The 23,954-nt window shown below is 61.9% G+C and carries 27 protein-coding genes; 14 read left to right on the top strand and 13 right to left on the bottom strand.

The genetic code is table 11. The features are described from left to right. Nucleotides 1–74: 74 nt before the first annotated feature. A complete protein-coding gene (locus NN662_RS09245; RefSeq protein WP_261929992.1) occupies nucleotides 75–635 on the top strand; it encodes an RBBP9/YdeN family alpha/beta hydrolase in 561 nt (186 codons plus the stop codon). Between the two features lie 5 nt (nucleotides 636–640). Here the strand turns inward: NN662_RS09245 and NN662_RS09240 are convergent, their stop codons facing one another. The 3 genes from NN662_RS09240 to NN662_RS09230 all read right to left on the bottom strand — a co-directional run bounded on the left by NN662_RS09240 (nucleotide 641) and on the right by NN662_RS09230 (nucleotide 2,169). After that, nucleotides 641–1,180, bottom strand: a complete 540-nt coding sequence (locus NN662_RS09240; RefSeq protein ID WP_261929991.1) for a methylated-DNA--[protein]-cysteine S-methyltransferase — start codon at nucleotides 1,178–1,180, stop codon at nucleotides 641–643. Next, nucleotides 1,173–1,769, bottom strand: a complete 597-nt coding sequence (locus NN662_RS09235; protein ID WP_261929990.1) for a bifunctional transcriptional activator/DNA repair enzyme AdaA — start codon at nucleotides 1,767–1,769, stop codon at nucleotides 1,173–1,175. Before NN662_RS09235 ends, NN662_RS09240 begins: the two co-directional genes overlap by 8 nt. 76 nt (nucleotides 1,770–1,845) lie before the next feature. Further along, nucleotides 1,846–2,169: a DUF1476 domain-containing protein gene (locus tag NN662_RS09230; protein ID WP_261929989.1), complete on the bottom strand. Its 324-nt coding sequence runs from the start codon at nucleotides 2,167–2,169 to the stop codon at nucleotides 1,846–1,848. 281 nt (nucleotides 2,170–2,450) lie between these two features. Here NN662_RS09230 and purC point away from each other — a divergent pair, with 281 nt between their 5' ends. From purC to NN662_RS09210, 4 genes are read left to right on the top strand one after another with little or no spacing between them, the layout of a single operon-like run. Continuing rightward, nucleotides 2,451–3,215: a phosphoribosylaminoimidazolesuccinocarboxamide synthase gene (purC, locus tag NN662_RS09225; RefSeq protein WP_261929988.1), complete on the top strand. Its 765-nt coding sequence runs from the start codon at nucleotides 2,451–2,453 to the stop codon at nucleotides 3,213–3,215. 17 nt (nucleotides 3,216–3,232) lie between these two features. Next, nucleotides 3,233–3,475 (top strand): phosphoribosylformylglycinamidine synthase subunit PurS, encoded by a 243-nt coding sequence (purS, locus tag NN662_RS09220; RefSeq protein ID WP_261929987.1) that lies wholly within the window; start codon nucleotides 3,233–3,235, stop codon nucleotides 3,473–3,475. 55 nt (nucleotides 3,476–3,530) lie between these two features. Beyond that, nucleotides 3,531–4,202, top strand: a complete 672-nt coding sequence (purQ, locus tag NN662_RS09215) for a phosphoribosylformylglycinamidine synthase subunit PurQ (RefSeq protein ID WP_261929986.1) — start codon at nucleotides 3,531–3,533, stop codon at nucleotides 4,200–4,202. A 25-nt stretch (nucleotides 4,203–4,227) separates the two neighbouring features. Beyond that, complete coding sequence (locus tag NN662_RS09210; RefSeq protein ID WP_261929985.1) at nucleotides 4,228–4,629, top strand: hypothetical protein; 402 nt, start codon at nucleotides 4,228–4,230, stop codon at nucleotides 4,627–4,629. Between the two features lie 115 nt (nucleotides 4,630–4,744). Here NN662_RS09210 and NN662_RS09205 read toward each other — a convergent pair whose 3' ends face one another. Continuing rightward, the gene (locus tag NN662_RS09205) at nucleotides 4,745–4,987 is read right to left on the bottom strand and encodes a DUF1127 domain-containing protein (RefSeq protein WP_261929984.1); all 243 of its coding nucleotides are present in this window, start codon (nucleotides 4,985–4,987) and stop codon (nucleotides 4,745–4,747) included. Nucleotides 4,988–5,114: 127 nt separating this feature from the next. Here NN662_RS09205 and NN662_RS09200 point away from each other — a divergent pair, with 127 nt between their 5' ends. The 6 genes from NN662_RS09200 to NN662_RS09175 all read left to right on the top strand — a co-directional run bounded on the left by NN662_RS09200 (nucleotide 5,115) and on the right by NN662_RS09175 (nucleotide 11,376). After that, the gene (locus tag NN662_RS09200; RefSeq protein WP_261929983.1) at nucleotides 5,115–6,536 is read left to right on the top strand and encodes a PLP-dependent aminotransferase family protein; all 1,422 of its coding nucleotides are present in this window, start codon (nucleotides 5,115–5,117) and stop codon (nucleotides 6,534–6,536) included. A 138-nt stretch (nucleotides 6,537–6,674) separates the two neighbouring features. Then, nucleotides 6,675–8,912, top strand: a complete 2,238-nt coding sequence (purL, locus tag NN662_RS09195; RefSeq protein WP_261929982.1) for a phosphoribosylformylglycinamidine synthase subunit PurL — start codon at nucleotides 6,675–6,677, stop codon at nucleotides 8,910–8,912. Between the two features lie 23 nt (nucleotides 8,913–8,935). Continuing rightward, nucleotides 8,936–9,169, top strand: coding sequence for a BolA family transcriptional regulator (locus tag NN662_RS09190; RefSeq protein ID WP_261929981.1), 234 nt, complete (start codon nucleotides 8,936–8,938; stop codon nucleotides 9,167–9,169). Nucleotides 9,170–9,196: 27 nt separating this feature from the next. Then, entirely contained in the window at nucleotides 9,197–9,451 is a 255-nt protein-coding gene (locus NN662_RS09185) for a hypothetical protein (RefSeq protein WP_261929980.1), read from the top strand. A gap of 123 nt (nucleotides 9,452–9,574) precedes the next feature. Beyond that, on the top strand, nucleotides 9,575–9,910 hold the full coding sequence (grxD, locus tag NN662_RS09180; RefSeq protein WP_261929979.1) for a Grx4 family monothiol glutaredoxin: 336 nt from the start codon (nucleotides 9,575–9,577) through the stop codon (nucleotides 9,908–9,910). Between the two features lie 209 nt (nucleotides 9,911–10,119). Further along, a complete protein-coding gene (locus tag NN662_RS09175) occupies nucleotides 10,120–11,376 on the top strand; it encodes a multidrug effflux MFS transporter (RefSeq protein ID WP_261929978.1) in 1,257 nt (418 codons plus the stop codon). A 15-nt stretch (nucleotides 11,377–11,391) separates the two neighbouring features. On the opposite strand, the gene NN662_RS09170 is transcribed toward NN662_RS09175, so the two are convergent. Next, a complete protein-coding gene (locus NN662_RS09170) occupies nucleotides 11,392–12,210 on the bottom strand; it encodes an inositol monophosphatase family protein (protein WP_261929977.1) in 819 nt (272 codons plus the stop codon). A 191-nt stretch (nucleotides 12,211–12,401) separates the two neighbouring features. Between NN662_RS09170 and NN662_RS09165 the strand changes: the two genes are divergently transcribed. Further along, entirely contained in the window at nucleotides 12,402–13,025 is a 624-nt protein-coding gene (locus NN662_RS09165; RefSeq protein ID WP_261929976.1) for a virulence factor, read from the top strand. Between the two features lie 34 nt (nucleotides 13,026–13,059). Here NN662_RS09165 and NN662_RS09160 read toward each other — a convergent pair whose 3' ends face one another. The 7 genes from NN662_RS09160 to NN662_RS09130 form a co-directional block, all read right to left on the bottom strand. Further along, nucleotides 13,060–13,641: a protein-S-isoprenylcysteine O-methyltransferase gene (locus tag NN662_RS09160; protein ID WP_261929975.1), complete on the bottom strand. Its 582-nt coding sequence runs from the start codon at nucleotides 13,639–13,641 to the stop codon at nucleotides 13,060–13,062. Continuing rightward, nucleotides 13,641–14,843, bottom strand: coding sequence for an alpha/beta fold hydrolase (locus NN662_RS09155; protein ID WP_261929974.1), 1,203 nt, complete (start codon nucleotides 14,841–14,843; stop codon nucleotides 13,641–13,643). Before NN662_RS09155 ends, NN662_RS09160 begins: the two co-directional genes overlap by 1 nt. A 175-nt stretch (nucleotides 14,844–15,018) precedes the next feature. Next, on the bottom strand, nucleotides 15,019–15,891 hold the full coding sequence (gene ttcA, locus NN662_RS09150; protein WP_261929973.1) for a tRNA 2-thiocytidine(32) synthetase TtcA: 873 nt from the start codon (nucleotides 15,889–15,891) through the stop codon (nucleotides 15,019–15,021). 52 nt (nucleotides 15,892–15,943) lie between these two features. Further along, nucleotides 15,944–16,894 (bottom strand): glutaminase, encoded by a 951-nt coding sequence (locus NN662_RS09145; RefSeq protein WP_261929972.1) that lies wholly within the window; start codon nucleotides 16,892–16,894, stop codon nucleotides 15,944–15,946. A 78-nt stretch (nucleotides 16,895–16,972) separates the two neighbouring features. Beyond that, nucleotides 16,973–17,590 carry a 30S ribosomal protein S4 gene (rpsD, locus tag NN662_RS09140; RefSeq protein WP_261929971.1) on the bottom strand — a complete coding sequence of 206 codons (618 nt, stop codon included), beginning with the start codon at nucleotides 17,588–17,590 and terminating at the stop codon, nucleotides 16,973–16,975. 251 nt (nucleotides 17,591–17,841) lie between these two features. Then, on the bottom strand, nucleotides 17,842–18,918 hold the full coding sequence (locus NN662_RS09135) for a glycosyltransferase family 2 protein (RefSeq protein WP_261929970.1): 1,077 nt from the start codon (nucleotides 18,916–18,918) through the stop codon (nucleotides 17,842–17,844). Nucleotides 18,919–19,059: 141 nt separating this feature from the next. Next, entirely contained in the window at nucleotides 19,060–19,998 is a 939-nt protein-coding gene (locus NN662_RS09130) for an alpha/beta hydrolase (protein WP_261929969.1), read from the bottom strand. 241 nt (nucleotides 19,999–20,239) lie between these two features. Here NN662_RS09130 and pepT point away from each other — a divergent pair, with 241 nt between their 5' ends. Together pepT and NN662_RS09120 are read left to right on the top strand one after the other, a co-directional pair. After that, entirely contained in the window at nucleotides 20,240–21,472 is a 1,233-nt protein-coding gene (gene pepT, locus NN662_RS09125; protein WP_261929968.1) for a peptidase T, read from the top strand. A 108-nt stretch (nucleotides 21,473–21,580) separates the two neighbouring features. Beyond that, a complete protein-coding gene (locus NN662_RS09120; protein ID WP_261929967.1) occupies nucleotides 21,581–22,438 on the top strand; it encodes a D-alanyl-D-alanine carboxypeptidase family protein in 858 nt (285 codons plus the stop codon). A 2-nt stretch (nucleotides 22,439–22,440) separates the two neighbouring features. On the opposite strand, the gene NN662_RS09115 is transcribed toward NN662_RS09120, so the two are convergent. Beyond that, the gene (locus tag NN662_RS09115) at nucleotides 22,441–23,949 is read right to left on the bottom strand and encodes an ATP-binding protein (protein ID WP_261929966.1); all 1,509 of its coding nucleotides are present in this window, start codon (nucleotides 23,947–23,949) and stop codon (nucleotides 22,441–22,443) included. Nucleotides 23,950–23,954 lie beyond the last annotated feature (5 nt).

Raw genomic sequence — 23,954 nt, 5'->3', positions numbered from 1 at the left:
TCAGCGCCGAAATTGCCCTGTTTTCCGGCCTCTCCTCTTGACAATCGGGCATGCCGATTTCACATCCCGCCATCATGAAAGCATCAGAAGCAGACATTCTCATCGTACCCGGGTTCAAGAACTCCGGACCGGATCACTGGCAGAGCCGCTGGGAAGAAAAGCTCAGCACGGCGCGCCGCATCCGCGAGGTCGAATGGCACAAGCCCGTCCGCGAGGACTGGGTGCAGTCTGTCGTCGATTCCGTCAACGATGCCGAGAAGCCGGTCGTGCTGGTGGCCCATTCGCTTGGCGTCGCCGCCGCCATCCATGCGATCCCGCAGCTGCGCAAGCCGGTTGTCGGCGCCTTCTTCGTCGCCCCACCGGATGTCACCAATCCGGACATCCGCCCGAAACACCTGATGACCTTCGGTCCCTATCCGCGCGAACCGCTGCCTTTCCCGGCCATCACCGTCGCCAGCCGCAACGATCCGTTCGGCTCCTACGAGCACGCTGATGACATCACGTCTGCCTGGGGATCGCTGCTGATCGATGCCGGTGAAGCCGGCCACATCAATGCCGAATCCGGTCACGGCCCATGGCCGGAAGGCACGATGGTCTTCGCGCAGTTCCTGAGCCGGCTAAAAGCCCCGCACTGACTGCTTCAAAACAGAGTCATCTGCGCGGACGGCTCCTTGAGCCGCACGCCTTCGTGCTTTAGCAGGAAAGTCTTGCGTGGCAGGCCGCCGCCGAAACCGGTAAGCGAACGGTCGGCGCCGATTACCCTGTGACACGGGATGACGATCGGCAGCGGGTTGGCGCCATTGGCCGCCCCCACAGCCCGGCTGGCGAGCTTGGTCTCGCCGATCCGCTCGGCCAGTTCGCCGTAGGAAATCGTCTCGCCGAACGGAATGGCCTGCAGTTCCTGCCAGACCCGGTTCTGGAACTCTGTCCCGTCGAAATGCAGATCGAGCTCAAACCGTCGCAAACTTCCTGAAAAATAGGCGGCAAGCTGCGACGTCACCTCGCGGAGACAAGTCTCATCCTCCGTCCAGCCGTCGAGCGGCGCCACGGCACGGCTGCCGGAGGGAAACGCGATCAGATGGACCTCCTCGTCCCTGCCGGCGAGAAGCAGCGACCCGACGGGGCTCTCGAGGTAGCGGTAGCAGAGATCGCGCCGCCGGACGGGCTTGAACTCAACCATGGGCAGCCTCGACAGAAGACACGCTTTCCGGCATCCGCCGGCGCAATGCTGTCGGCGGACGACGATAAATCTCGGAAAAGGCTGCATTGAAGCGCCTGAGACTGCCGAACCCGGCGGCCCTGGCGACAGCGGCCATCGACATGGCCGTCTCGTCGATCAACCGCTTCGCGCGCTGGATGCGGTTTGAGCGGGCAAATTGCACCGGGCTCGCGCCGAGATGCCGGGCAAAGAGCCGCGTCAACTGCCGCGGCCCAATGCCAAGCTTCTCCGCCAGCGCCTCCACAGTGCCTTCGCCATCGAGCGCGCCGTCGGCAATCAGCTTCATCGCCCGCTCCACCGTGGTGCGCGTGCCGTTCCAGGCCGGGCAGAACGGCGCGGTTTCCGGCCGACACCTGAGGCATGGGCGAAAACCAGCCTTCTCCGCCGCCGCAGCGCTCGGATGAAAGGTGACATTCTTCGTCAGCGGCTGGCGCACCGGGCAAACGGGCCGGCAGTAGATGCCGGTCGTCTTCACACCGATGAAGAAGCGTCCGTCGTAATCCGGGTCGCGCCGCAGCCGCGCGGCATTGCATTCGTCGAAATCAAGCATGAAGAGATGCTAGCCCGCCCGCAAAAGCGCGTCGAGGGTATAGTCGATGATGAGGTCCGGAAACGGCGAACAGCGTTTATTGACCTGCCTGGATATCCGCCATCGCGGCAATCAGCAGTGCATCGAACTTCGCCCGCAATGCCTCTTCTCCGGGATGCACGCCGGCCGCCCTGAGGTCGCGATCGATCAAGGCCAGCGCGCCATTGTCAGAGCCTTGCGAGAACCCCGCCTCGACGACCTGCAACGCATAGGCCTCCCGCTCATCTTCCGGTAGGCCCAGGATCTCCGCGGCCCATAGCCCGGCCAGCCGATTGCACCGCGCCACGGCCTTGAACTTCATCTCCTCGTCATGGGCGAACTTGCTCTCGTAAGCCCGCTCGCGCTCCTCCATCGCATCCATCGGTATCCCTCCCGTGATCGCGAATGCCGACGTGGAGAATCGCACATTCAGGCAGTGGTGGAAAGCCAAACGGTCCATTTCCCTAACGCCATCGAAAGTGCTAGATTCATGCTTATCTTAAAGCGTTGAGTCCGCCGCCTTCCGCAAAGGCCCCCGAGTCTATGAAAACCAGGGAAGGAATGTCAGCCGGATTGTGAAATCGAATCTTTTCGGATATGGACCGCTTGAGATTTCAATCGTGCGCCCGCTCCCAGGAGACGCACTAGAAAAGAGTATATCATATGAACCGTCGCCGCCGTATCTACGAAGGCAAGGCAAAGATCCTCTACGAAGGACCGGAGCCGGGCACGCTGGTCCAGTTCTTCAAGGATGACGCCACTGCCTTCAACAAGAAGAAGCATGAAGTCATCGATGGCAAGGGTGTGCTCAACAACCGCATTTCCGAGTACATCTACTCGCATCTGAACAAGATCGGCATTCCGACCCACTTCATCCGCCGCCTCAACATGCGCGAGCAGCTGATCAAGGAAGTGGAGATCATTCCGCTCGAGATCGTCGTGCGCAATGTTGCTGCCGGTTCGCTGTCCGAACGCCTGGGCATTGAGGAAGGTGTGGTCCTGCCGCGCTCGATCATCGAGTTCTACTACAAGTCTGACGCGCTTGCCGATCCGATTGTCTCCGAAGAGCACATCACCGCGTTCGGCTGGGCCAACCCCGCCGAACTCGACGATATCATGGCGCTCGCCATCCGCATCAACGACTTCCTGAGCGGCCTGTTCCTCGGCGTCGGCATTCAGCTCGTCGACTTCAAGATCGAATGCGGGCGCCTCTACGAAGGCGACATGATGCGCATCATCCTGGCCGACGAAATCTCGCCGGACAGCTGCCGTCTGTGGGATATCGAGACCAAGGAGCGGATGGACAAGGATCGCTTCCGCCGCGACATGGGCGGGCTTCTGGAAGCCTATCAGGAAGTCGCACGCCGTCTCGGCATCATGAATGAAAACGAGCCCGTGCGCGGTACGGGTCCGGTGCTCGTCAAGTAAGCGAGGAAAGAGGGAAAGTGATCAAGGCACGCGTAACCGTAACGCTGAAGAACGGCGTTCTCGACCCGCAGGGCAAGGCCATCGAAGGCGCGCTCGGCGCGCTCGGCTTCGAAGGCATCGGCCATGTCCGCCAGGGCAAGGTGTTCGATCTCGAAATCGACAACACCACGAAGGAAGAAGCCGAGGCCGACCTGAAGGCCATGTGCGAAAAGCTTCTCGCCAACACGGTCATCGAGAACTACTCGATCGCCATCGACTGATCTATAGATCTGCCTGCGGCTTGGTGCGCAGGCATTGCCAAAAGGTGCAAGACCGATGAAATCTGCCGTCGTCCAGCTTCCCGGCCTCAATCGCGACCGTGACATGATCGCCGCCCTGACCAAGATTTCCGGCCAGGCACCGGTCACCGTCTGGCAGACGGAAACGGACATTCCGGACGTCGACCTGATCGTCATCCCCGGCGGCTTTTCCTACGGCGACTACCTGCGTTGCGGCGCCATTGCCGCCCGCATGCCGGTCATGCAGGCGATCCTGAAGAAGGCCGAAGCAGGCGTGAAGGTGATCGGCGTGTGCAACGGCTTCCAGATCCTCGTCGAAGCCGGTCTGCTGCCGGGCGCGCTGATGCGAAACGCCTCGCTGAAATTCGTCTGCCGGGAGATCAAGCTCGAGGTTGCCAACGCCGACAGCGACTTTACCCGTGCCTACGACAAGGGCCAGATCATCCGCTGCCCGGTCGCCCATCATGACGGCAACTATTTCGCCGATGCAGAGACGCTGAAGGCGATCGAAGGCAACGGTCAGGTGCTGTTCCGCTATGCCGACGGCACCAACCCGAACGGTTCGGTCAACGACATCGCCGGCATTGTCAATGCCAAGGGCAATGTTCTCGGCATGATGCCGCATCCGGAAAACCTCATCGAGGCAGCCCATGGCGGCAATGACGGGCGCGGCATCTTCGCCTCCGCCCTCGACGTCATCGCAGCCTGATCGACAGAACCGCCTGAAGGCACCCATGAAAAACCCGACACTGCGTCTCGCCGCACAGGCAGCTTCCTCCCTCCTGCTGGCGCTGGCGCTTGCCGCGTGCCAGAGCAAGCCGCCGGCGCCTGTCGGCGGGTCGTCGGCGCTGTCGATGATGGAGCGCGTGGCTGTCGCCGCCAACGCCTGCTGGTTCAAGTCCAAAGACCCGGCCTTCGCGCCCTACCGTCTGGCGCCGGAGCTCAATTCCTTCTCCGGCCGTCCGCGCATTCTGGTCGTCAACAAGCACAAGCCCGAATCCCTGCCCCTGCTCGTCGTGCAGGCGGAAGGATCCCCGGCCAGGCTCAGCGCCTTCGGACCGCTTCTGGCGGAATCCTCGGGCGGTCGGATCACTGCCGACGTCAACCGCTGGGCCAGCGGCCAGACGAACTGCTAAGAGAATAACGCTCCCAAATGACCGCATGAAAAAAGCCCGCACACCGCCGTTGGGATAGCGGATGCGGGCTTGAAACGGGACCATGGACGTGGCCCCGGGGGAACTTGCGTCTCGATCAGGCGATGAAGCGCGACTTCGCGGCTTCGCGATCGGCCATCCGGCGGGTAATGCCAACGTCACGCAGCTGCTCATCGCTCAGTTCCAGGAGGCTCTGGCGTGTCCGGCGCAGCTGCAGCCAGGACTTGACGCTGTCCGCATGGGAGCCGAAGCGGCCCGACAGCACATCCATCAGCAGTTCAACACCCGACGGCTTTCGCACGGCATTGTCCGTCTTCGCGGAAGCACCGATTGTATCCATTGCACCGTCAAGGAATTGTACCCGTCTCATGATTGCACCTGTCTGCCTTTCTCTGTTCAAAAATGCTCTTGCATGACGGCGGTATACAATTGACTCGGGAGGGGTGACAATGTATAGAATTGTCACCATGACAACTTGGCTTCCCGATATTTCCAAGGGCTCCGGCCCGCTTTACGTCCGCCTCGCGGACCGGATCGAAGACGCGATCGTCGACGGCACTTTGCCGCCAGGGACGAAGCTTCCGCCCCAGCGAAATCTCGCTTTCGACATAGGGGTGACAATAGGGACAATTGGCCGAGCCTATTCCCTCATCCATGAGCGCGGACTGGTCAGCGGCGAGGTCGGCCGCGGCACCTATGTCCTCGAACAGGCGGAAGCCGGTGAGGAAATCCAGCAGGCGACGCCGCCGGCGATGACAATGCAGGGCACGCGGCCGGACGTCGCGCCGAGCGGCGCGTTGCGCTTCGATACCACCGCCGCACCCGACAGCGGCCAGGCCGCCACCATCGGCCGGCTGACGGGCGAGATCATCAACGAACATCCGGCCGAGATCGCCAGCTACACCCGCACCTTCCCGCGCCATTGGTTCGAGGCCGGCGCGCAATGGCTGACGCGCGGCGCCTTCGTCCCGGAAGCCGAAAACGTCGTGCCGACGCTCGGCGCGCATGCCGCCATCATGGCCGTGCTAACGGTCGCCACCTCACCCGGCGACAAGATCGTCTTCGAACACCTCACCTATTCGCAGATCGCCCGCAGCGCCAATCTGATCGGCCGCCGCACGGTGCTCGCCAATATCGACGAACACGGCATGATCCCGGAGGATTTCGAAAGCGTCTGCGCCCAGCAGCACCCGAAGATCGCCTTCCTGATGCCGGCCGCCCACAATCCGACCGCCGTCGTCATGCCGGTCGAACGGCGCCGGCAGATCGCCGAGATCGCCCGCAAGTACAATGTCTGGCTGATCGAGGATGACCTCTATGGCTCGCTCTGCCGGGACGAGACGCCGCGTCTTGTCGAATTCGCGCCGGAACGCACCTTCCTGATTGGCGGCCTGTCGAAATCGGTCGCCGCCGGCGTGCGCGGCGGCTGGGTCGCCTGCCCTCCGCATTACGCCCACCGCGTGCGCATCGCCCACAAGATGATCACCGGCGGCATGCCGTTCCTGTTCGCCGAGCTCTGCGCCCGACTCGTCCTGTCGGGCGAAGCTGCGGACCTGAAGGCGACCAGCATCGCCAAGATCATGGACCGACAGAAGCTGCTCGAGACCCATTTCCCGGACTTCGACTACGCCGCTCTGCCCGGCCTGCCCTTTTTCTGGCTGAAATTGCCGGAGCCCTGGCTCTCCGGCACGTTCAAGAACGCCGTCTTCAACGAAGGCATTCTGGTCGACGACGAGGACGAGTTCAAACCCGGCCGCTCCGACCGCGTCTGGCACCGCATCCGCGTCGGCTTCTCCTCGGTCAAGGACGATGCCGAAGTCGAACGCGGCTTCAAGCTCCTGCGCCAGATCCTGGAAAACGGCACGAGCAGCTACGACAGTTATTCGTGACCATGGCGGGTGACCTGCAACAGGTACAGAAACCGGCAAAACCCTTGTTGAGACGACGAATTTCCTGTCGCACTTGCCTGTGACATGGGATAAAGAGACCGAAAACCTCTCCCATCGCGCACGGACACGTCTGGACACATGACCATCTCGAATACCATCGCCATCACCCCGGAGCTCATCGCCGCCCATGGCCTGAAGCCGGATGAATACGATCGCATTCTGGAATTGATCGGCCGCGAACCGACCTTCACCGAACTCGGCATCTTCTCGGCCATGTGGAACGAGCACTGCTCCTACAAGTCGTCCAAGAAGTGGCTGCGCACCCTGCCGACAACCGGCGCGCGCGTCATCCAGGGCCCCGGCGAAAATGCTGGCGTGGTCGACATCGATGACGGCGACGTCGTCGTCTTCAAGATGGAAAGCCACAACCACCCGTCCTACATCGAACCCTATCAGGGGGCTGCGACCGGCGTCGGCGGCATCCTGCGCGACGTCTTCACCATGGGCGCCCGTCCGGTCGCCGCCATGAACGCGCTGCGCTTCGGCGAACCGGATCATCCGAAGACCCGTCACCTGGTGTCAGGCGTCGTGTCGGGCGTCGGCGGCTACGGCAATTCCTTCGGCGTTCCGACCGTCGGCGGCGAGGTCGAATTCGACGCCCGCTACAACGGCAACATCCTCGTCAACGCCTTTGCCGCCGGTCTCGCAAAGTCCGATGCGATCTTCTACTCGAAGGCCGAGGGCGTCGGCCTCCCCGTCGTCTATCTCGGCGCCAAGACCGGCCGTGATGGCGTCGGTGGCGCCACCATGGCTTCGGCCGAATTCGACGAGACGATCGAGGAAAAGCGCCCGACCGTGCAGGTCGGCGATCCCTTCACCGAAAAGTGCCTGCTGGAAGCCTGCCTCGAACTGATGCAGACCGGCGCCGTCATCGCCATCCAGGACATGGGTGCAGCTGGCCTCACCTGTTCGGCCGTCGAAATGGGCGCCAAGGGCGACCTCGGCATCGAACTCAACCTCGACCAGGTGCCGGTCCGCGAAGAGCAGATGACAGCCTATGAAATGATGCTGTCGGAGAGCCAGGAGCGCATGCTCATGGTGCTGAGCCCGGAGAAGGAAGAGGAAGCCAAGGCGATCTTCGTCAAGTGGGGCCTCGACTTCGCAATCGTCGGCAAGACCACCGACGACCTGCGCTTCCGCGTCCTGCACCAGGGCGAGGAAGTCGCCAACCTGCCGATCAAGGAACTCGGCGACGAGGCGCCGGAATATGATCGCCCGTGGCGCGAACCGACCGTCCCGGCCGTTCTTCCGGCCAATCTGGTGGCGGAGCCCGAAGACTACAACGCAGCCCTGCTGACGCTGGTGGGCTCGCCCAACCAGTCGAGCCGCCGCTGGGTCTACGAACAGTACGACACGCTGATCCAGGGCAATTCGCTGCAGCTGCCGGGCGGCGACGCCGGCGTCATCCGCGTTGACGGCCATCCGACCAAGGCACTCGCCTTCTCCTCGGACGTCACGCCGCGCTATGTCGAGGCCAACCCCTATGAAGGCGGCAAGCAGGCCGTCGCCGAATGCTGGCGCAACATCACCGCCACAGGTGCCGAGCCGCTGGCGTCGACCGACAACCTGAATTTCGGCAATCCCGAAAAGCCGGAAATCATGGGCCAGTTGGTCAAGGCGATCGAAGGCATCGGCGAAGCCTGCCGCGCGCTCGACTTCCCGATCGTCTCGGGCAACGTCTCCCTCTACAACGAGACCCATGGCGAGGCGATCCTGCCCACCCCGACCATTGCCGGCGTCGGCCTCCTGCCCGACTGGTCGAAGATGGCCAAGATCGGCGGCGCCAACAATGGCGACCACCTGATCCTGATCGGCGGCGACGGCAGCCATCTCGGCTCGTCGGTCTACCTGCGCGACGTGCTCGGCATCATCGACGGACCGGCGCCGGAAGTCGATCTGGTCGCCGAAAGGCGCAATGGCGACTTCGTCCGTTCGGCGATCCGCAACGGCCAGATCACCGCCTGCCACGACATTTCCTCCGGCGGTCTGGCGATCGCGCTCGCCGAAATGGCGATCAAGTCCGGCAAGGGCGCGAAGATCAGCCTGGAAGAAAGCCGCGGTCCGGCGCATGCGCTGCTGTTCGGCGAAGACCAGAGCCGCTACGTCATCGCGGTTCCGGCCGACCTTGCCAATTTCGTCTGCGCAAGCGCCGAAGGTTCCGGCATTTTCTTCCGCCGCATCGGCACGGTCGAGGGCACCAGCCTCGTTGTTGACGATCTCATCTCGCTGCCCGTCAGCCGATTGCACGAAGCCTATGAATCATGGTTTCCTTCCTACATGGACGGCAAGGGCGAACTGCCCGCCGCCGCCGAATAACAACAACAAGGGAAAGAACCGTCATGGCCATGAAACCAGGTGACATCGAAGACATGATCCGCTCCGGCATTCCCGGGGCTGTGGTCAAGATCCGGGATCTGGCGGGCGACGGCGACCATTATGCAGCTGAAGTCGTGGCGGAGGCTTTCCGCGGTAAGACCCGCGTCCAGCAGCACCAGATGGTCTACGACGCGCTGAAGGGAAACATGGGCGAAGCGCTGCACGCGCTTGCCCTGCAGACCTCCGCGCCGAAGTAAGCGGCGCGGCCGCAAGGGGGAGCGACAATGGCTGACTTGATGAAGGAACTGGTCGACGGCGTCGTCAAGAGCGTCGTCAGCGAAATCCTGAAGAAGACGGGGCTGACGGGCACGACCCGGCGCAAGAAGCGCACGACGACGAAGCGCAAGCCCGCCACCCGCTCGACAGTCAGCCGCACCTCCGGCACCCGCAAGAAGACGACGCGCTCGCCTGCAAAGAAGCAGGTCAGCCGGCGACGGACGGTCAAGGCCAGAAGCAAGCCGCGTCAGCGAGCGCGCTAGCCGGAAAGTCAGGCTCACGTATCTTTTTTAGACCGCCCTGCTGGAATTCCGTCCCGGGCATGTTATTTAGCGGCTACACAGTCAACATCGGGCCTTGACCCCGTATGTCAGAGGATATTTGCAATGAGCGCCATTCACGATTTTATCGACAATGAAGTGAAGTCGAACGACGTCGTCGTCTTCATGAAGGGAACGCCGCAGTTCCCGCAGTGTGGTTTTTCCGGCCAGGTCGTCCAGATCCTCGATTACCTCGGCGTCGACTACAAGGGCATCAACGTGCTCGAGGATATGGAAATCCGCCAAGGCATCAAGGATTACTCCAACTGGCCGACCATTCCGCAGATCTACGTGAAGGGCGAGTTCCTCGGCGGTTGCGACATCGTGCGCGAAATGTTCCAGGCCGGCGAACTGCAGACCCACATGCAGGAAAACGGTATCGCGGTGCGCGGCGCCGCCTGACATAATCGGTCCAACAGGCAAGCATGCAGGCCGGACCACATCCGGCCTGCATGCATTTTGGACACCCTCAAGACTTTCGATCCGCCTCCCCGCCCCCGATCCTGCCTTCGGCCCGGGCGTATCAAGACGACAATGACGAAACACCGGCCATCTGCCGCAGCTGCGAATTCCTGCCTGCGCCATGGCTTGCCGACCGAGAAAGCCAGACCATGACTGCCCTCGCGCCCCAGTCCTATCGGACATCGAAGACGGAATTCATCGCGCTCTGCGCCGGCCTGATGGGCATCAATGCTCTGGCGATCGACATTACGCTGCCGATCCTGCCGCATATCGGCGAAGCGCTGAACGTCATGATCGAGAACGACCGGCAGCTGGTGATTTCCGCCTATCTGTTCGGCTTCGGCATAGCGCAGCTGTTCTTCGGCCCGATCTGCGACCGTTTCGGTCGGCGCTGGCCGACGATCATCGGCGTCGGCATCTATGTGACGGCGGCGCTTGCCGCGATCTTCATGCCAACCTTCACGAGCCTGCTCGCCGTTCGCCTCCTGCAGGGTCTGGGCGCCGCCGCCACCCGCATCGCGCTGCAGGCGGCCATCCGCGACCGCTATGACGGCCGCGACATGGCGCAGGTCATGTCGCTCGTCTTTATGGTATTCCTTGTCGTCCCCGTCATCGCGCCCACGGTCGGCCAGCTTCTCTATCTGACAGGCCACTGGCAGGCGGTCTTCCTGTTCATGGGCTTCTTCGCGCTCCTCATCGGTCTCTGGAGCTACCTCCGCTTCGACGAGACCCTGCATCCGGAATATCGCCGGCCGATCAGCGTCGCGGCGATCTCGTCGGGATACATGACCGTCCTGAAGAACCGCTTTGCGCTGGCCTATGCGATTGCCGGCACCTGCATGATCGGCGCGCTGCTCAGCTTCATCAACACAGCCCAGCAGATCTATGTCGACGTCTACGGCCTCGGCGATCTCTTCCCGCTCGCCTTCGCCGCCGTCGCCGGGCTGATGTCGGTGTCGTCCTTCCTCAACTCGCGTGCGGTCGGCCGTTTCGGCATGCGGCGCCTGTCACACGGCGCCCTGCTCGCCTTCATCGGATTGAGCGGTGTCTGGTTCCTGCTCGCCTGGCTGGAGCTTCTGTCGTTCTGGCTGTTCTTCGGACTGTTCGCCTCGATCATGTTCATGTTCGGCTGGTGTTCGTCCAACATGAACTCCCTGTCGCTGGAACCGCTCGGCAGCCTGGCGGGCACGGCCTCGTCCGTGTTCGGCTTCCTGCAGACGGCCGGCGGTGCCGTCATTGGCGGATTGATCGGCCATACGTTCCAGGGGGACGTTCTTCCGATCGCTGCAGGCTTCTTCTTCCTCGGCCTGATCTGCCTTGTCTGCGTGCTGGTGGCCGAGAAGGGCAAGCTCTTCGGCGTCGGCGAGAAGTATGCCCATTCAGAGGTGGCGGAAGCCGGTCATTGACCGGCTTCCCAGCCTTCAGACGGTAAACACCTCACGGCGCAGCATCTCCCACGTCTCCTTGTCGGGCGCGATCAGAAGTCCGCCGCTCGTGTGTTGCGGGCGATAGGCGGAACCGTCGAAGCGCGCGGCATAGGCGCCCGCCTCCTGCGACATCAGCGTGCCGGCAAGGTGATCCCAAGGCATCAGCTTGTTGTACATCAGGAATTGGATATGGCCGCCGCAAAAGGCGCGGTATTCGTGTGCGGCGCAGCGATAGCTCGTCGCGTAGCGCGCCTTGGCGAGATTGGCCATGATTTCCGGACGCTTCTCCTTAGGCAGGAAACCGACCGAGGCGATACCCATCATCTCCTCAAGCGGAAGCGGCTCGGCGACCTTCGCCCGCTCGCTATGGCCGTCCGGCCGAACGAAATAGGTGCCGGCCCCCTTCTCGGCGATCATCCAGTCGTCGCCCATCGGATCATAGATGATGCCCGCGACCGTCTCACCACCCGAGATGACCGCAGCCATGACGCCGAACAGCGGCAGGCCGGAGGCAAAATTGAAGGTTCCGTCGATGGGATCGACCACGAGCGCCTTGTCTGCGGTCGCGAGTTTTCCGAGAAGGTCCGGATCGGCGGCCACGCTTTCCTCACCGACGAAGAGATAGCCGGGCGCCAGCGCTTCGAATTCTGCGCGGATCCTGCACTCGGCGGCTTCGTCCGCTTCGGTCACCAGATCGGTGAGTTCGCTCTTGATTCGAACGTCATCTCCGCCAAGCCGCCGGAACCGCGGCAAGATTTCCGCCTTGGCGGCGCTGCGCAGCAGGTCCGCAATGGATTTCACGTCCAAAGTCATAAATTACCTCTTCCGGTTTGATTGTGCGGCAAAGCAATGTGCAGCACTGCAGATAGCTTAAAGACGCGCGGCAGGTAACCATGCGCCGAAATCTTTTTGAATATCGCTCGGCGACGATCCGAAACTATTGTCTGCATTGATAAAAGATGCATGATCGCCGATGTTTCCAACCCATAGGAGCCCTTGCCCGCATGTATTCCCGACGCGCTATCCTGTCTTTCGGTGCAGCTCTTGCCGCGACGGCCGTGCTGCCGGGCGCAGCAGACGCCAAGACCGCCACGCCCGCCAAGGCGATCGACGGACAGGTCTACCTGATCCGCGGCCTTGCCAACATTTTCTCGACAGGCCTCGATACGCTTGGCCGCGAACTGAAGAAGCAGGGCATTCCTTCCGAAGTGGTTTCGCTTCGCGACAGCGACAGCTTCGCCAGCCAGATCGCGCAGAAATACGCCGCCTCCAAGGCCGGTCGACCGATTGTCCTGATCGGCCATTCCTTCGGCGCCGACGAAGCCTATAATGTCGCCAAGTATCTCAAGAGGCGCAATGTCCGCGTCGACCTGATCGTCACCTTCGATCCGACCGGCCAGGGTCCCGTGCCCTCGAACGTGCGGCGCGTCGTGAATTTCTACACGGGGTCCGACGCCCTTTGGGCACCGGTCAAGCCTGGCGACGGCTTCAAGGGCAAGCTCTCGAATATCAATGTGAGCAAGGGCGATGACGCGATCAAGGGCATAGGCCACTTCAACGTCGAAAAGAACGAAAAGCTGCACGCCCAGACCATCGCGGAAATCAAGAAGGTCCTGCGCATCCGCTGATCGACGCCGGGGAGCCTGGCGCTCCCCGCATCCCTCAGAACAGTCCTGGAACGATCCGCTTCGTGCGGGCGCAATAGGCGTCATATTCCGCGCCGAAGGTCGCCCGCATCATGGCCTCCTCGCGCGCCTGACGCTCGATGTAAAGGCAGGCGATCGCAAACAGGCCGGCAAGACCGGCAACCCAGTTGGCGATCAGCAGTGCCTGCGTCACACCCCACAGGAAGAATGACGCATACATCGGGTGACGGAGATACGAATAGACGCCATTCGTCACCAGCCGATGGCCTTCGCGGATTTCCAGCGTCACCGACCAGTTGCGCCCAAGATCCTTGTGGCTGCGGCGAAACAGCCAGAGAAAGACAATGCCGGTCACGACCCCGATGGCAATCGCCCACGGGTTCTGCGCGCGATCGGCAAAGCCGTGGAAGACGCCGATCCGCCACAGGACCGGAATGATCGATAGCCCCACCACGCACAGCGTCAGCAGGAAAATATCGAGCGGCGTACGGTTGTCGCGCGCGGTCTTCTGCTTGCGGGCGCGACGCATTGCCGGGTAGCGCAGCGCCGCCCATGCCGCCATGAAGGCGACCCAGATCCAGAACGACAATCCGAGCATCAGGCAACCTCTCGGCAGCCGGCACCGGCGACACCGCCGGGTTTGCTCTTTTCGGAAACCGCCGAGAGAGGCCGCGGACCACAGGTGATCATGAAGAAGTCGTAGAAATACTGCCGGTTGTTGGCCGAAATGAACTGATAATGCACGCGAAAGAAGTTCCTCTTGATGCGCTTGTACTGCTTGGCGTCCAGCATGCCCTTGAAGCGCACCTGATGGAGCTTGGGGAAGGCATCGCCGCGCTCATGGCGCAGTCCGGCCATGCGATAAGGATCGCACTTGTAGAAATTGATGATGTCGGTCAACGCCTGGAACTCCGTCCAGCGGATATCCGGGTAGTCGGCAAGGCTTGCGAGCCGTCGGCGCGCCTTCTTCGCCGCCGAATGCAGCGCCACCTTGAGCGAGGTGGAGCCGACCGTCATCAACGAAAAGTCGACCGGCCGTCCCTCCTGCCTAAGCTTTTCGGCAAGGATCGCTGCGAGATCGAGGATCAGCGCGCCGCCGGTGGAATGGCCGACCAGCAGCGCCTCGTCGTAGCGATTGGCGGCGATGCGATCGGCAATGCGCTCCGCCCACAGCGAATAGTGGGCTTCGATATCCTGCCGACGGCCCCTCAGATGTTCGCGGCTGAACGACCACAGGTCCATCAGGTGAAACACGAAGTAACGCTGTCCGAGATACCGCCCGACACCGACGGCCGCGGCGATACCGAGGAGCGCCGGGATGATCGGGCCTCCCGGCAGGCCAAGCAACGCAGTCAGCCTGTAGACCATCCAGCCGACGAATGCGAAGAAACAGAGCGAGGCGAAGGGGTAGAGGAAATACAGCGCAAACCGCCAGTTTGCGGCAAAGAACCGGAACATAGTGCCGCTGAAGATGTAGTCGAAGAAACCGGCGAGATAGACGGCCAGCCGGACGACGAAGGGTCGAGCACCGTCCTTCTTGACGATGTCGTCGAAGCTCAGAAATGTGAAATCGGTTTGGCAGGAGGCAGCGCCGTCTCCGTAGGAAATGCGTGCGGTCGCCATGTGCCCGGCATCATCGAAGGTCGGATCCGAGATTTCGGCGCGAACGGTCCAGCAGGCGGCAAAGCGCTGCAACTCCTTGGCGATCCGAGCAAAAAACCGGCGTGCGTCATTGCGCTCGTAGCCGCCGATCAGAAAGACCGCTCGCGTCGTTACCGAAGTGTCCAATTCCGCGGTCAAGTCAAAGCTTCCCTGCAATCCGTCTCTTCTGCAAACCAACAGACAGCAGCCAACCACCCATATGCGGCGGAAACCTGTCTGCAGCTCCATCGTTCCAAATAGGCTCCCGCCTCAAGACCGGCGAAGCCCCATCCCTGTGTCCTCAATAAAAGGAACCGCATGGATGGGAAAGACCCTATGTGGAAGAACCCTGTGATATTGCTGTCAGACCCGAGAAATCGAAAAGCGCCGGGTCGAGAAGATGCGACGGATTGACGTGCGACAGCGCCCGCAACATCGTGTCCTTGCGCCCCGGCATGCGCCGCTCGATATCGGCGAGCATCGACTTCATGGCATTGCGCTGCAGGCCGTCCTGAGATCCGCAGAGATCACACGGAATGATCGGGAACTGCATGGCCGCGGCAAATTTTTCGAGATCGTCTTCGGCCGCATAGGCAAGCGGTCGCAGGACAAAGAGATCACCCTCGTCATTGAGGAGCTTCGCCGGCATGGTGGCAAGCCGGCCGCCATGGAAGAAATTCATGAAGAAGGTCTCGAGAATGTCTTCGCGATGATGGCCGAGGACCAGCGCGTCGCAGCCTTCTTCGCGGGCGATCCGGTAGAGATGGCCGCGCCGCAGGCGCGAGCAGAGCGAACAATAGGTCGCCCCCGCCGGCACCTTCTCCGTCACCACAGAATAGGTGTCCTTGTATTCGATCCGGTGCTCCACACCGATCGAACTGAGGTATTCCGGCAAAACATGCTTCGGAAAATTCGGCTGCCCCTGGTCGAGATTGCAGGCCACAAGCTCCACCGGCAGCAGGCCGCGCCATTTGAGATCGAGAAGCAGCGCCAGCAGCCCGTAGGAATCCTTGCCGCCAGAAACCCCGACAAGCCAGCGCTTCTGGCCCTTCAGCATGTCGAAATCGCCAATCGCCTGGCGGACCTGTCTAAGCAGACGCTTGCGCAGCTTGTTGAAGGACACCGATCGCGGGGCTTCGGCGAACAGCGGATGTGCACCCTGCTCTTCCGCCGGCTCCTGTTCGTCCGTCTCGATCCTGTTCAACATTCGCATCGCTCCCAAGCGTCTTATACCGGCATGCCCTCTGGCAAGACCAAGATCAAGCCCTGCTTTCGCTGCCATGGCCGGCAAACACCGACCAGCCCGTTCGCGCAGCCAGCATTTCCAGCGCCACGGAGCCAAGGAGCGAGTTGCCGACCTTGTTGAGGCCCGGCGACCAGACGGCGATCGACGCCTTGCCCGGTGCGACCGCCAGAATGCCGCCGCCGACGCCGCTCTTGCCGGGCAGACCGACGCGGAAGGCAAAGTCGCCCGAGCCGTCATAATGGCCGCAGGTCAGCATGAGCGCATTGATGCGCCGCGCCCGCTTGGCGGATACGACGGAATGTCCGGTCAGCGGGTTCTTGCCCTCCGCCGCCAGGAACAGCCCGGCCCGGGCCAGCTGCGTGCAGGTGATCGACAGCGCACATTGATGGAAATAGACGCCAAGAACGTGCTCGGCCGGATGGTGCAGATTGCCGAAGCCGCGCATGAAATTGGCAAGCGCGAAATTGCGGTAGCCGGTCTCGTTTTCGGACCGCGCCACCTTGCCGTCGATGGTGATTGCGTCGTCATCGGCAAGCATGCGCATGAAGCGCAGATATTCGCCGATCGCTTCCTTCGGCTGGTAGCCAGCAAGTACGATGTCGGTGACCGCGATAGCGCCGGCATTGATGAAGGGATTGCGCGGAATGCCGTGCTCGTGCTCGAGCTGGACGATGGAGTTGAAGGCGGAGCCCGACGGCTCGCGTCCGACCCGGTTCCAGACCGCCTCGCCGACCTTGCCAAGCGCCAGCGTCAGCATGAAAACCTTGGAGATCGACTGGATCGAAAACGGCGTCGCCGCGTCGCCTACGGTAAAGAGCTGTCCATCAACGGTTGCGATCGCCATGCCAAACTGTTTCGGATCGACCTTGGCGAGTTCCGGAATGTAATCGGCGACCTTGCCCTCGCCGAGGCGCGGCGTGAGGTCGGAATAGATACCGTCTACGATGGATTGCAGGTCTGCCATCTGCGTCTTCCTTGCCCGGAATGCGAAAAAGCCGCCCCGAATGGAGCGGCTTTTCCAAAGAACGGATATCCGCCCGGATTAACGCGAATAGAATTCGACGACCAGGTTCGGTTCCATGACGACCGGATACGGCACGTCGGCGAGAACCGGAACGCGAGCGAAGGTGGCAACCATCTTGTTGTGGTCGACTTCGATGTAGTCCGGAACATCGCGCTCGGCGAGCTGGACCGATTCGAGAACCGTCACCAGCTGCTTGGACTTTTCGCGAACTTCGATGACGTCGCCGACCTTGCAGCGGTAGGAACCGATGTTGACGCGAACGCCGTTGACCGAAACGTGGCCGTGGTTGACGAACTGACGTGCAGCGAAGACGGTCGGAACGAACTTGGCGCGGTAGACGATGGCGTCCAGACGCGACTCGAGCAAGCCGATCAGGTTTTCACCGGTGTCACCCTTGCGACGGTTGGCTTCGTCGTAGGTGGCGCGGAACTGCTTCTCGCGGATGTCGCCGTAGTAGCCCTTCAGCTTCTGCTTGGCGCGCAGCTGCACACCGAAGTCCGAAAGCTTGCCCTTGCGGCGCTGGCCGTGCTGGCCGGGGCCGTATTCGCGACGGTTGACCGGGGACTTCGGACGGCCCCAGATGTTTTCGCCCATGCGGCGGTCAATTTTGTACTTGGACGATTCGCGCTTGCTCATCGCATTTCCTTTCAATCAGTTACACCGGTCTGTTGCCAAACCGGATCAAGGAAACACGCCCTCCTCTGAACCCCTTTTTCGAGCTCTGACAGGTCTCTGCACGATTACGCGACCGGAGAGACCACGGGACATGTCAATGAAAACACCGGGCTTTCGACCCGGCGTTGGCGCGGTCTTTAGGCGGAAACATGGGGCAAGTCAAGCGGCCCAGTCGGATATCATGAGCAAAAAGACCGCGATTGCGACTGTCTTCAAGGTCTCGTCAGCTTTGCCAGCTCGACATTCCGGATATAGCTGCCAAGCATGCACATGGACCGCCACGAGGTTAGCTCGCGGCGAATGCAGCGGCGCACGCCAAGGCGGACGGCTCGACGCATCTGCCTGCCGGGAGATCCCAACAATCGGCGGAACCGCGCATAGGCGGCAATGGCGCCCGACACCGTCTCAAACTTCAGTGGAACACCACGGCCACGGCTGAGGCCGATGATCTTCACATAACTGGAGCAGATGAGGTACGCCTCCTCTTCCGGAGCAAGGCCGGGAACCTGCCTTGCCATGTCCTCGATCGTCCGGCAATTGCAGATGACGTTGGCAAGATCCTGTGTGACCAAGATATCCGATAGTCCAGCAACTCGCCGCCGGACCGACAGCGCCGAAAGTTGCGAATAGAAGCCTTGAATTTCCCGATAGCTCCCGCTGACGCTGTCCGCATGGACCCGGTAGGCGCCAAAGATACACGGGAGATTGACGAGCCGCCCTCTCAGCCATAGTCGCCAGCAGAGATCTGCGTCTTCCGCGTAGACAATGTGACGATAGCCGCCAATTGCCCGCAAGGCATCTGTCCGCGTCATCATGAAAGGGTGTTTGAGATAAGGTTCCTTGGCCGGGATGAAAAAGGGATCGGCCACGTCCGGATCCCTGGAAGGGTACGATCTGGCACGCGACACCCCCGCGGCATTCATGTTGAAGTACGAGCCTGAAACAGCGATCACCTCGGCATTGTTCTCAAGGTAATCGAGCTGGATCTGTAATCGCCCCTCTGTCGAGACGTCATCGGCATCGTGCCGGGCAACATAGGGCGCCGTCACCAGTGAAATGCCGTGATTCAAGGTCGAAACGATGCCCGCATGCGGCAGATCGATGGTCATGAACCGTGCGTCACGACTGGAAAACTCCCGGGCAATGTCGAGGCTGCCATCGGTCGAGCCGTCATCCAGCACCAACACCCGAAAATCCGTGAACGACTGCGCGCTCAAACTTTCCAGCGACTGACGCAGATATTTCTCACCATTGAATACAGGTACGAGAATGTCGATTCTGGAATTCATAAAATAAGGTCACCATGTCCGGAAATATGCGGCACTCAATGCACAAAATTTCCGCCAGGCAATGGACCATTTTTGACGTCACGAAGAATTTCAGTGGCTCGAAATAGCGATCTTCGCGGTCACATCACGATGGTCGGCTTATCACGTCCCCGCGGCATCGACCTTCTTCAGCCAGCTCTGCAGGTGATCGCTCCAACCGTAGCTCGGCTTGCCCGGCTTGCTCATCCCGAAACCATGTCCCCCCTTCGGGAGCTCGACAAACTCGACCGGCACCTTGGCCTGCTCGCAGCACTGTTCCATGATCAGGCTGTGATGAACATTGGCGATCGGGTCATCCGCGGCATGGACAAGCAGCAGAGGCGGCGTGTCGGCATTCACATAGGTCTCGACGGACCATTCCGACACTTCTTCCGGTGTGGGATGCGGCCCCAGCATCTGCCGCCTGGTCGACGTGTGGTCATAGGGCGTCTTCAGCGTGATCACCGGATAGACGAGCGCGGTCCAGTCCGGGCGGTCCGGCTCGCTGTCGATATCATCGACCGGAACGTAGCTCTGGAAGTCGGAACGCACCGACGCCAGTCCGGCGAGATACCCGCCCGCCGAAAAGCCGAGGATGCCAACGCGCTCCTTCTCGATCCCGAAATCGGCGGCGCGTGCCCTGATCATCCGGATGGCACGCTGTGCATCGGCGAGCGGCGCCTTCGGCCCGGCGTGCCAGCCCTCGCCCGGCAGGCGGTATGTCAGCACGAAGGCCGTATAGCCAAGCGCATTCAGCCATTTCGCGGCTGTATATCCCTCCGCCTTGCGTGAGATCAGCCTGTAGCCGCCGCCGGCTATCACCAGCATCGCTGCGCCATTGGGCTTTTCCGGGCGGAACACGTGGATATCGGGCGTGCTGATATTGCTGACCACACCCCAGGGCGTTTCCTTCAGCGGACCATGCGGTCCGCCGCCACCCGGCGGCTCGCCCGGCCAGAGCCTAAGGATTTCCATGGCACCGCTCTCGGCCGCCGATACACCGCCGGCGATGCCAAGCGCTGCAAGGCCGGTCGCCGCGATGAAATGCCTGCGCGTCAACATCAGACGGTTCTCCGGTCGGAAAGGGACAAAAGCAGCGGCAATTTTCAGCAGTCATTTACTAACAATTCCTCAAATTTGGCGAATGTCATTTTGGCCGGGATGGCTCTGCGCCGCCTTCAGGCAACGGGTTTTCCCACAATGTTGCCGCATTGTGACAGTTCCTTGCAGGCAATCTGTTTCCCACGTCAGGCAGACGACGTTATACCCCTTCAATCGATTTCTTCCCGCCAATGGATTTGCCATGACCGATACCGTTCTTGACCGTTTTCTCCGCTACGTCGTCATCGATACGCAGTCCGATCCCCTCTCGACAGCCCAGCCATCCACCGAGAAGCAGAAAAACCTCGGCCGGCTGCTGGTCGATGAACTGAAGGCGATGGGGCTGGAGGATGCCCATATCGATAATCACGGCAATGTCTATGCGACGCTTGCCGCGAATACCGACAAGGACGTGCCGGTCATCTGCTTCTGCTCGCATATGGATACGGCTCCCGATTTCACCGGGACGAACGTCAAGCCGCAGATCGTCCGCAACTATGCCGGCGGAGATATTCAACTCTCAGGCGACCCCTCGCAGGTCATCCGCGTCGCCAGCCAGACGGAACTGACGAACCAGATCGGCAACGATATCGTCACCACCGACGGCACCACGCTGCTCGGCGCCGACGACAAGGCCGGCATCGCCGAGATCATGACGGCGGCGCGCTACTTCCTCGATCATCCAGAAGTCAGGCACGGCACGGTCAAGATCCTCTTCACCACCGACGAGGAAATCGGCCGCGGGGCCGACAAGGTCGACCTCGACAAGCTTGGCGCGAAATTCGCCTACACGATGGATGGCGGCACGGCCGGTGGGATCGAGAACGAGACCTTTTCCGCCGACGGCGTCGAGATCGAGATCACCGGTGTCGCCATGCATCCGGGTTACGCCAAGAACCGCATGGAAAATGCCATCAAGATCGCCGCCGAGATCGTCGCACGTCTGCCAAAATCGATCACGCCGGAGCGCACCGACGGCAAGGACGGCTTCATCCACCCGGTCTCCATGCAGGGCGCCATGGAAAAGGCGAGCCTCACCTTCATCATCCGCGACTTCGTCGACGAGAAGCTGAAGGAAAAGGAAGAGTTGCTCGAGGCGGTCGTCCGCACGGTCATGGCCGACTACCCGGGCTCAAGCTACATATTCAAGGTCCGCGAACAGTACCGCAACATGAAGGCCGTGCTCGACCGCGATCCGGAAATCGTCGACTATGCCGTCGAGGCCGTCCGCCGCGCCGGCATGGAACCGAAGCTCGGCCCCATCCGGGGTGGCACCGACGGCTCGCGCCTTTCCTATATGGGACTGCCCTGCCCCAACATTTTCACCGGCGGCCATGCCTATCACTCACCGCTCGAATGGGTGAGCGTGCAGGACATGGAAAAGGCGGTGCAGACGATCGTGGAACTGGTGAAAATATGGGAAGAACGCGCCTAGACGCCACAACAGCGCCGCAAAAATCCGATGCATCGTTGCGCTCTGCTGACCAGTCGCAAAAACTCCGCTATTGCTGATACGGCAATGCATTCACCCGGACCGTTACCGATGACCTTTTTCAAAAGTCGCCTGTTCAAGGGCATTGCTCTCGCCATCGCCTTGACCGTCAATGCCGGTGCCGCGCAAGCGAGCCGCGCGCATCTGGTTCTCGACGCCGACACCGGGGCCGTTCTCGAAGCGGAGAACGCCGACGTGGTGAACTATCCCGCCTCGCTCACCAAGATGATGACGCTCTACCTCACCTTCGAGGCGCTTCACGAGGGACACCTGTCGTGGGGCGGCAAGCTGGTGATGACGGAAAACGCCGAAAGCAAGGATCCGTTCAAATACGCGATCGGCGTGGGCCGCTCGATCACGGTCGAAGAAGCCGTCCTCGGCATGATCGTTCTGTCCGCCAACGACGCCGCCGTGGCGATCGCCGAAAAGCTGACCGGCTCGGAAGCGGCCTTCGGCAAGGTGATGACCGCGAAGGCGCGGGAACTCGGCATGAAGGACACAGTCTTCACCAATCCCGCCGGACTGCCGGACCCAAACCAGGTCACCACCGCCGCAGACCTCGCAAAGCTCGCCCAGGCGCTGATCCGCGACTATCCGGACGACTACAAGCTGTTTTCTACCCGCCGCTTCGAGTTCCGCGGCATGAAACTCCACGGCCACAACAACGTGCTCGCCCACTACCCCGGCGCCGACGGGATCAAGACGGGTTACACGGAGGCCGCCGGCTACAATCTGGTGACGTCTGCCACCCATGACGGCAAGCGGCTGATCGGCGTGGTTCTCGGCGCCAGGAGCGCCGCGGAACGGGACAAGGAAATGACCGCGCTGCTCGACAAGCATTTCGGCATCACGTCGAACGTGCCCGCACCGCCGGCGGATGAAGCCGGCGCGCCCGCGGTCGACCAATAAGCCTATTCAGCCGCCTGCTGCCCCGGCATGTCGGGCGCATCGGGGTTGCCCGGCGCGCTTTCGGCATCAAGGTCCGGAAACGCGGCAATCCGTTTGCCGGCGAAATCCGTGTGCAGGACGATCAGACCCTGTTCCTCGAAATAGCTCAAGAACCGGCGCGCGCGGCGGGCGGAATGGGTGCCGTACACGCGGGCTATCGCGGCATCCGGCGGGCATGGCTCGCGCCGGATCGCCGCCTTTGCCAGCATCAGGAACACGCCCTGAAGATCGTCGGTCACGGAGCGCGCCAGATCCAGCGCCTTCGCCCAGGTCTCCGTCCCGGCCGTCTCCTCGTCCACGCCCGAACGGGAGACCGCCAGCCGGTGTCTGAACTCGGCCAGCGACATCGGCGGTCCGGAAATGCGGCGCATGCGGGCTCTCACCAGAAAGTCCTGATAGAGTTCGGCGTCCGAGCGGAAGCCCGCATCCGGATTGCCGAGGATTTCGGCCAGCACGCCCTCTATCTTCTCGGCCCGCTCTTCGGGGTTGAGATCGAGCGTTGCCTGGCGCGGTGTCGGCTCGGCCTGTGCTGCCGGTTCGGCGCGCGCCAATTCGGCGAGAATGTCCGTCGTCGGACGCGGCTGCGGCGCGGCACGGCGCACGATCGGCCGGGTGAATTCTTCCGGATCCGGCGTGAAGATAAGATCCTCGACATCCTGCGGCGCATCCGGCAGCGGCATCAGCTTCGGGCTGGAAGAGCGCGCCGATGTTTCCACCGTACCGATCGAGATCGGCAGCGGCCGGCGTGACAGAGCCGGGCCGAGCGCGACGAAATTGCCACGCTTCAGGTCGCGAAACATTTCCGCCTGCCGACGGTCCATGCCCAGAAGATCGGCGGCGCGCGCCATGTCGATATCGAGGAAGGTGCGGCCCATCAGGAAGTTCGATGCTTCCGCCGCGACGTTCTTGGCGAGCTTCGCCAGGCGCTGCGTCGCGATCACGCCGGCAAGGCCGCGCTTGCGGCCACGGCACATGAGGTTGGTCATCGCCCCGAGCGAGATCTTGCGCGCGTCGTCGGAGACCTCGCCGGCGGCAGCGGGCGCAAACATCTGCGCCTCGTCGACCACGACCAGCACCGGATACCAGTATTCGCGATCGGCGTCGAACAGGCCGTTGAGAAAATGCGAGGCCGCACGCATCTGATCGTCGATTTCGAGACCTTCGAGCGTCAGGACGCAGGAGACGCGGTGCTGACGGATACGCGTGGCAATGCCGACGAGCTCGGCCTCCGTCCGCTCACCATCGACGACCACATGGCCGTACTTGTCGGCCAGCGTGACGAAGTCGCCTTCCGGATCGATGATGACCTGCTGAACCCAGGGAGCGGATTGTTCGAGCAGGCGGCGCAGGAGGTGTGACTTGCCGGAGCCGGAATTGCCCTGCACCAGAAGACGGGTTGCCAGCAGCTCCTCGATATCGAGCGTCGCAGGCTGTCCGCCCGAAACCGTGCCCATGTCGATGCCGACTTTCACCGCCT

Origin of the sequence: Rhizobium sp. NRK18 (genome assembly GCF_024385575.1) — a bacterium.
Classification (GTDB): domain Bacteria; phylum Pseudomonadota; class Alphaproteobacteria; order Rhizobiales; family Rhizobiaceae; genus JANFMV01.
Note: the sequence above shows the minus strand (reverse complement) of the source record. Positions and strands in the feature narration are given on the sequence as shown.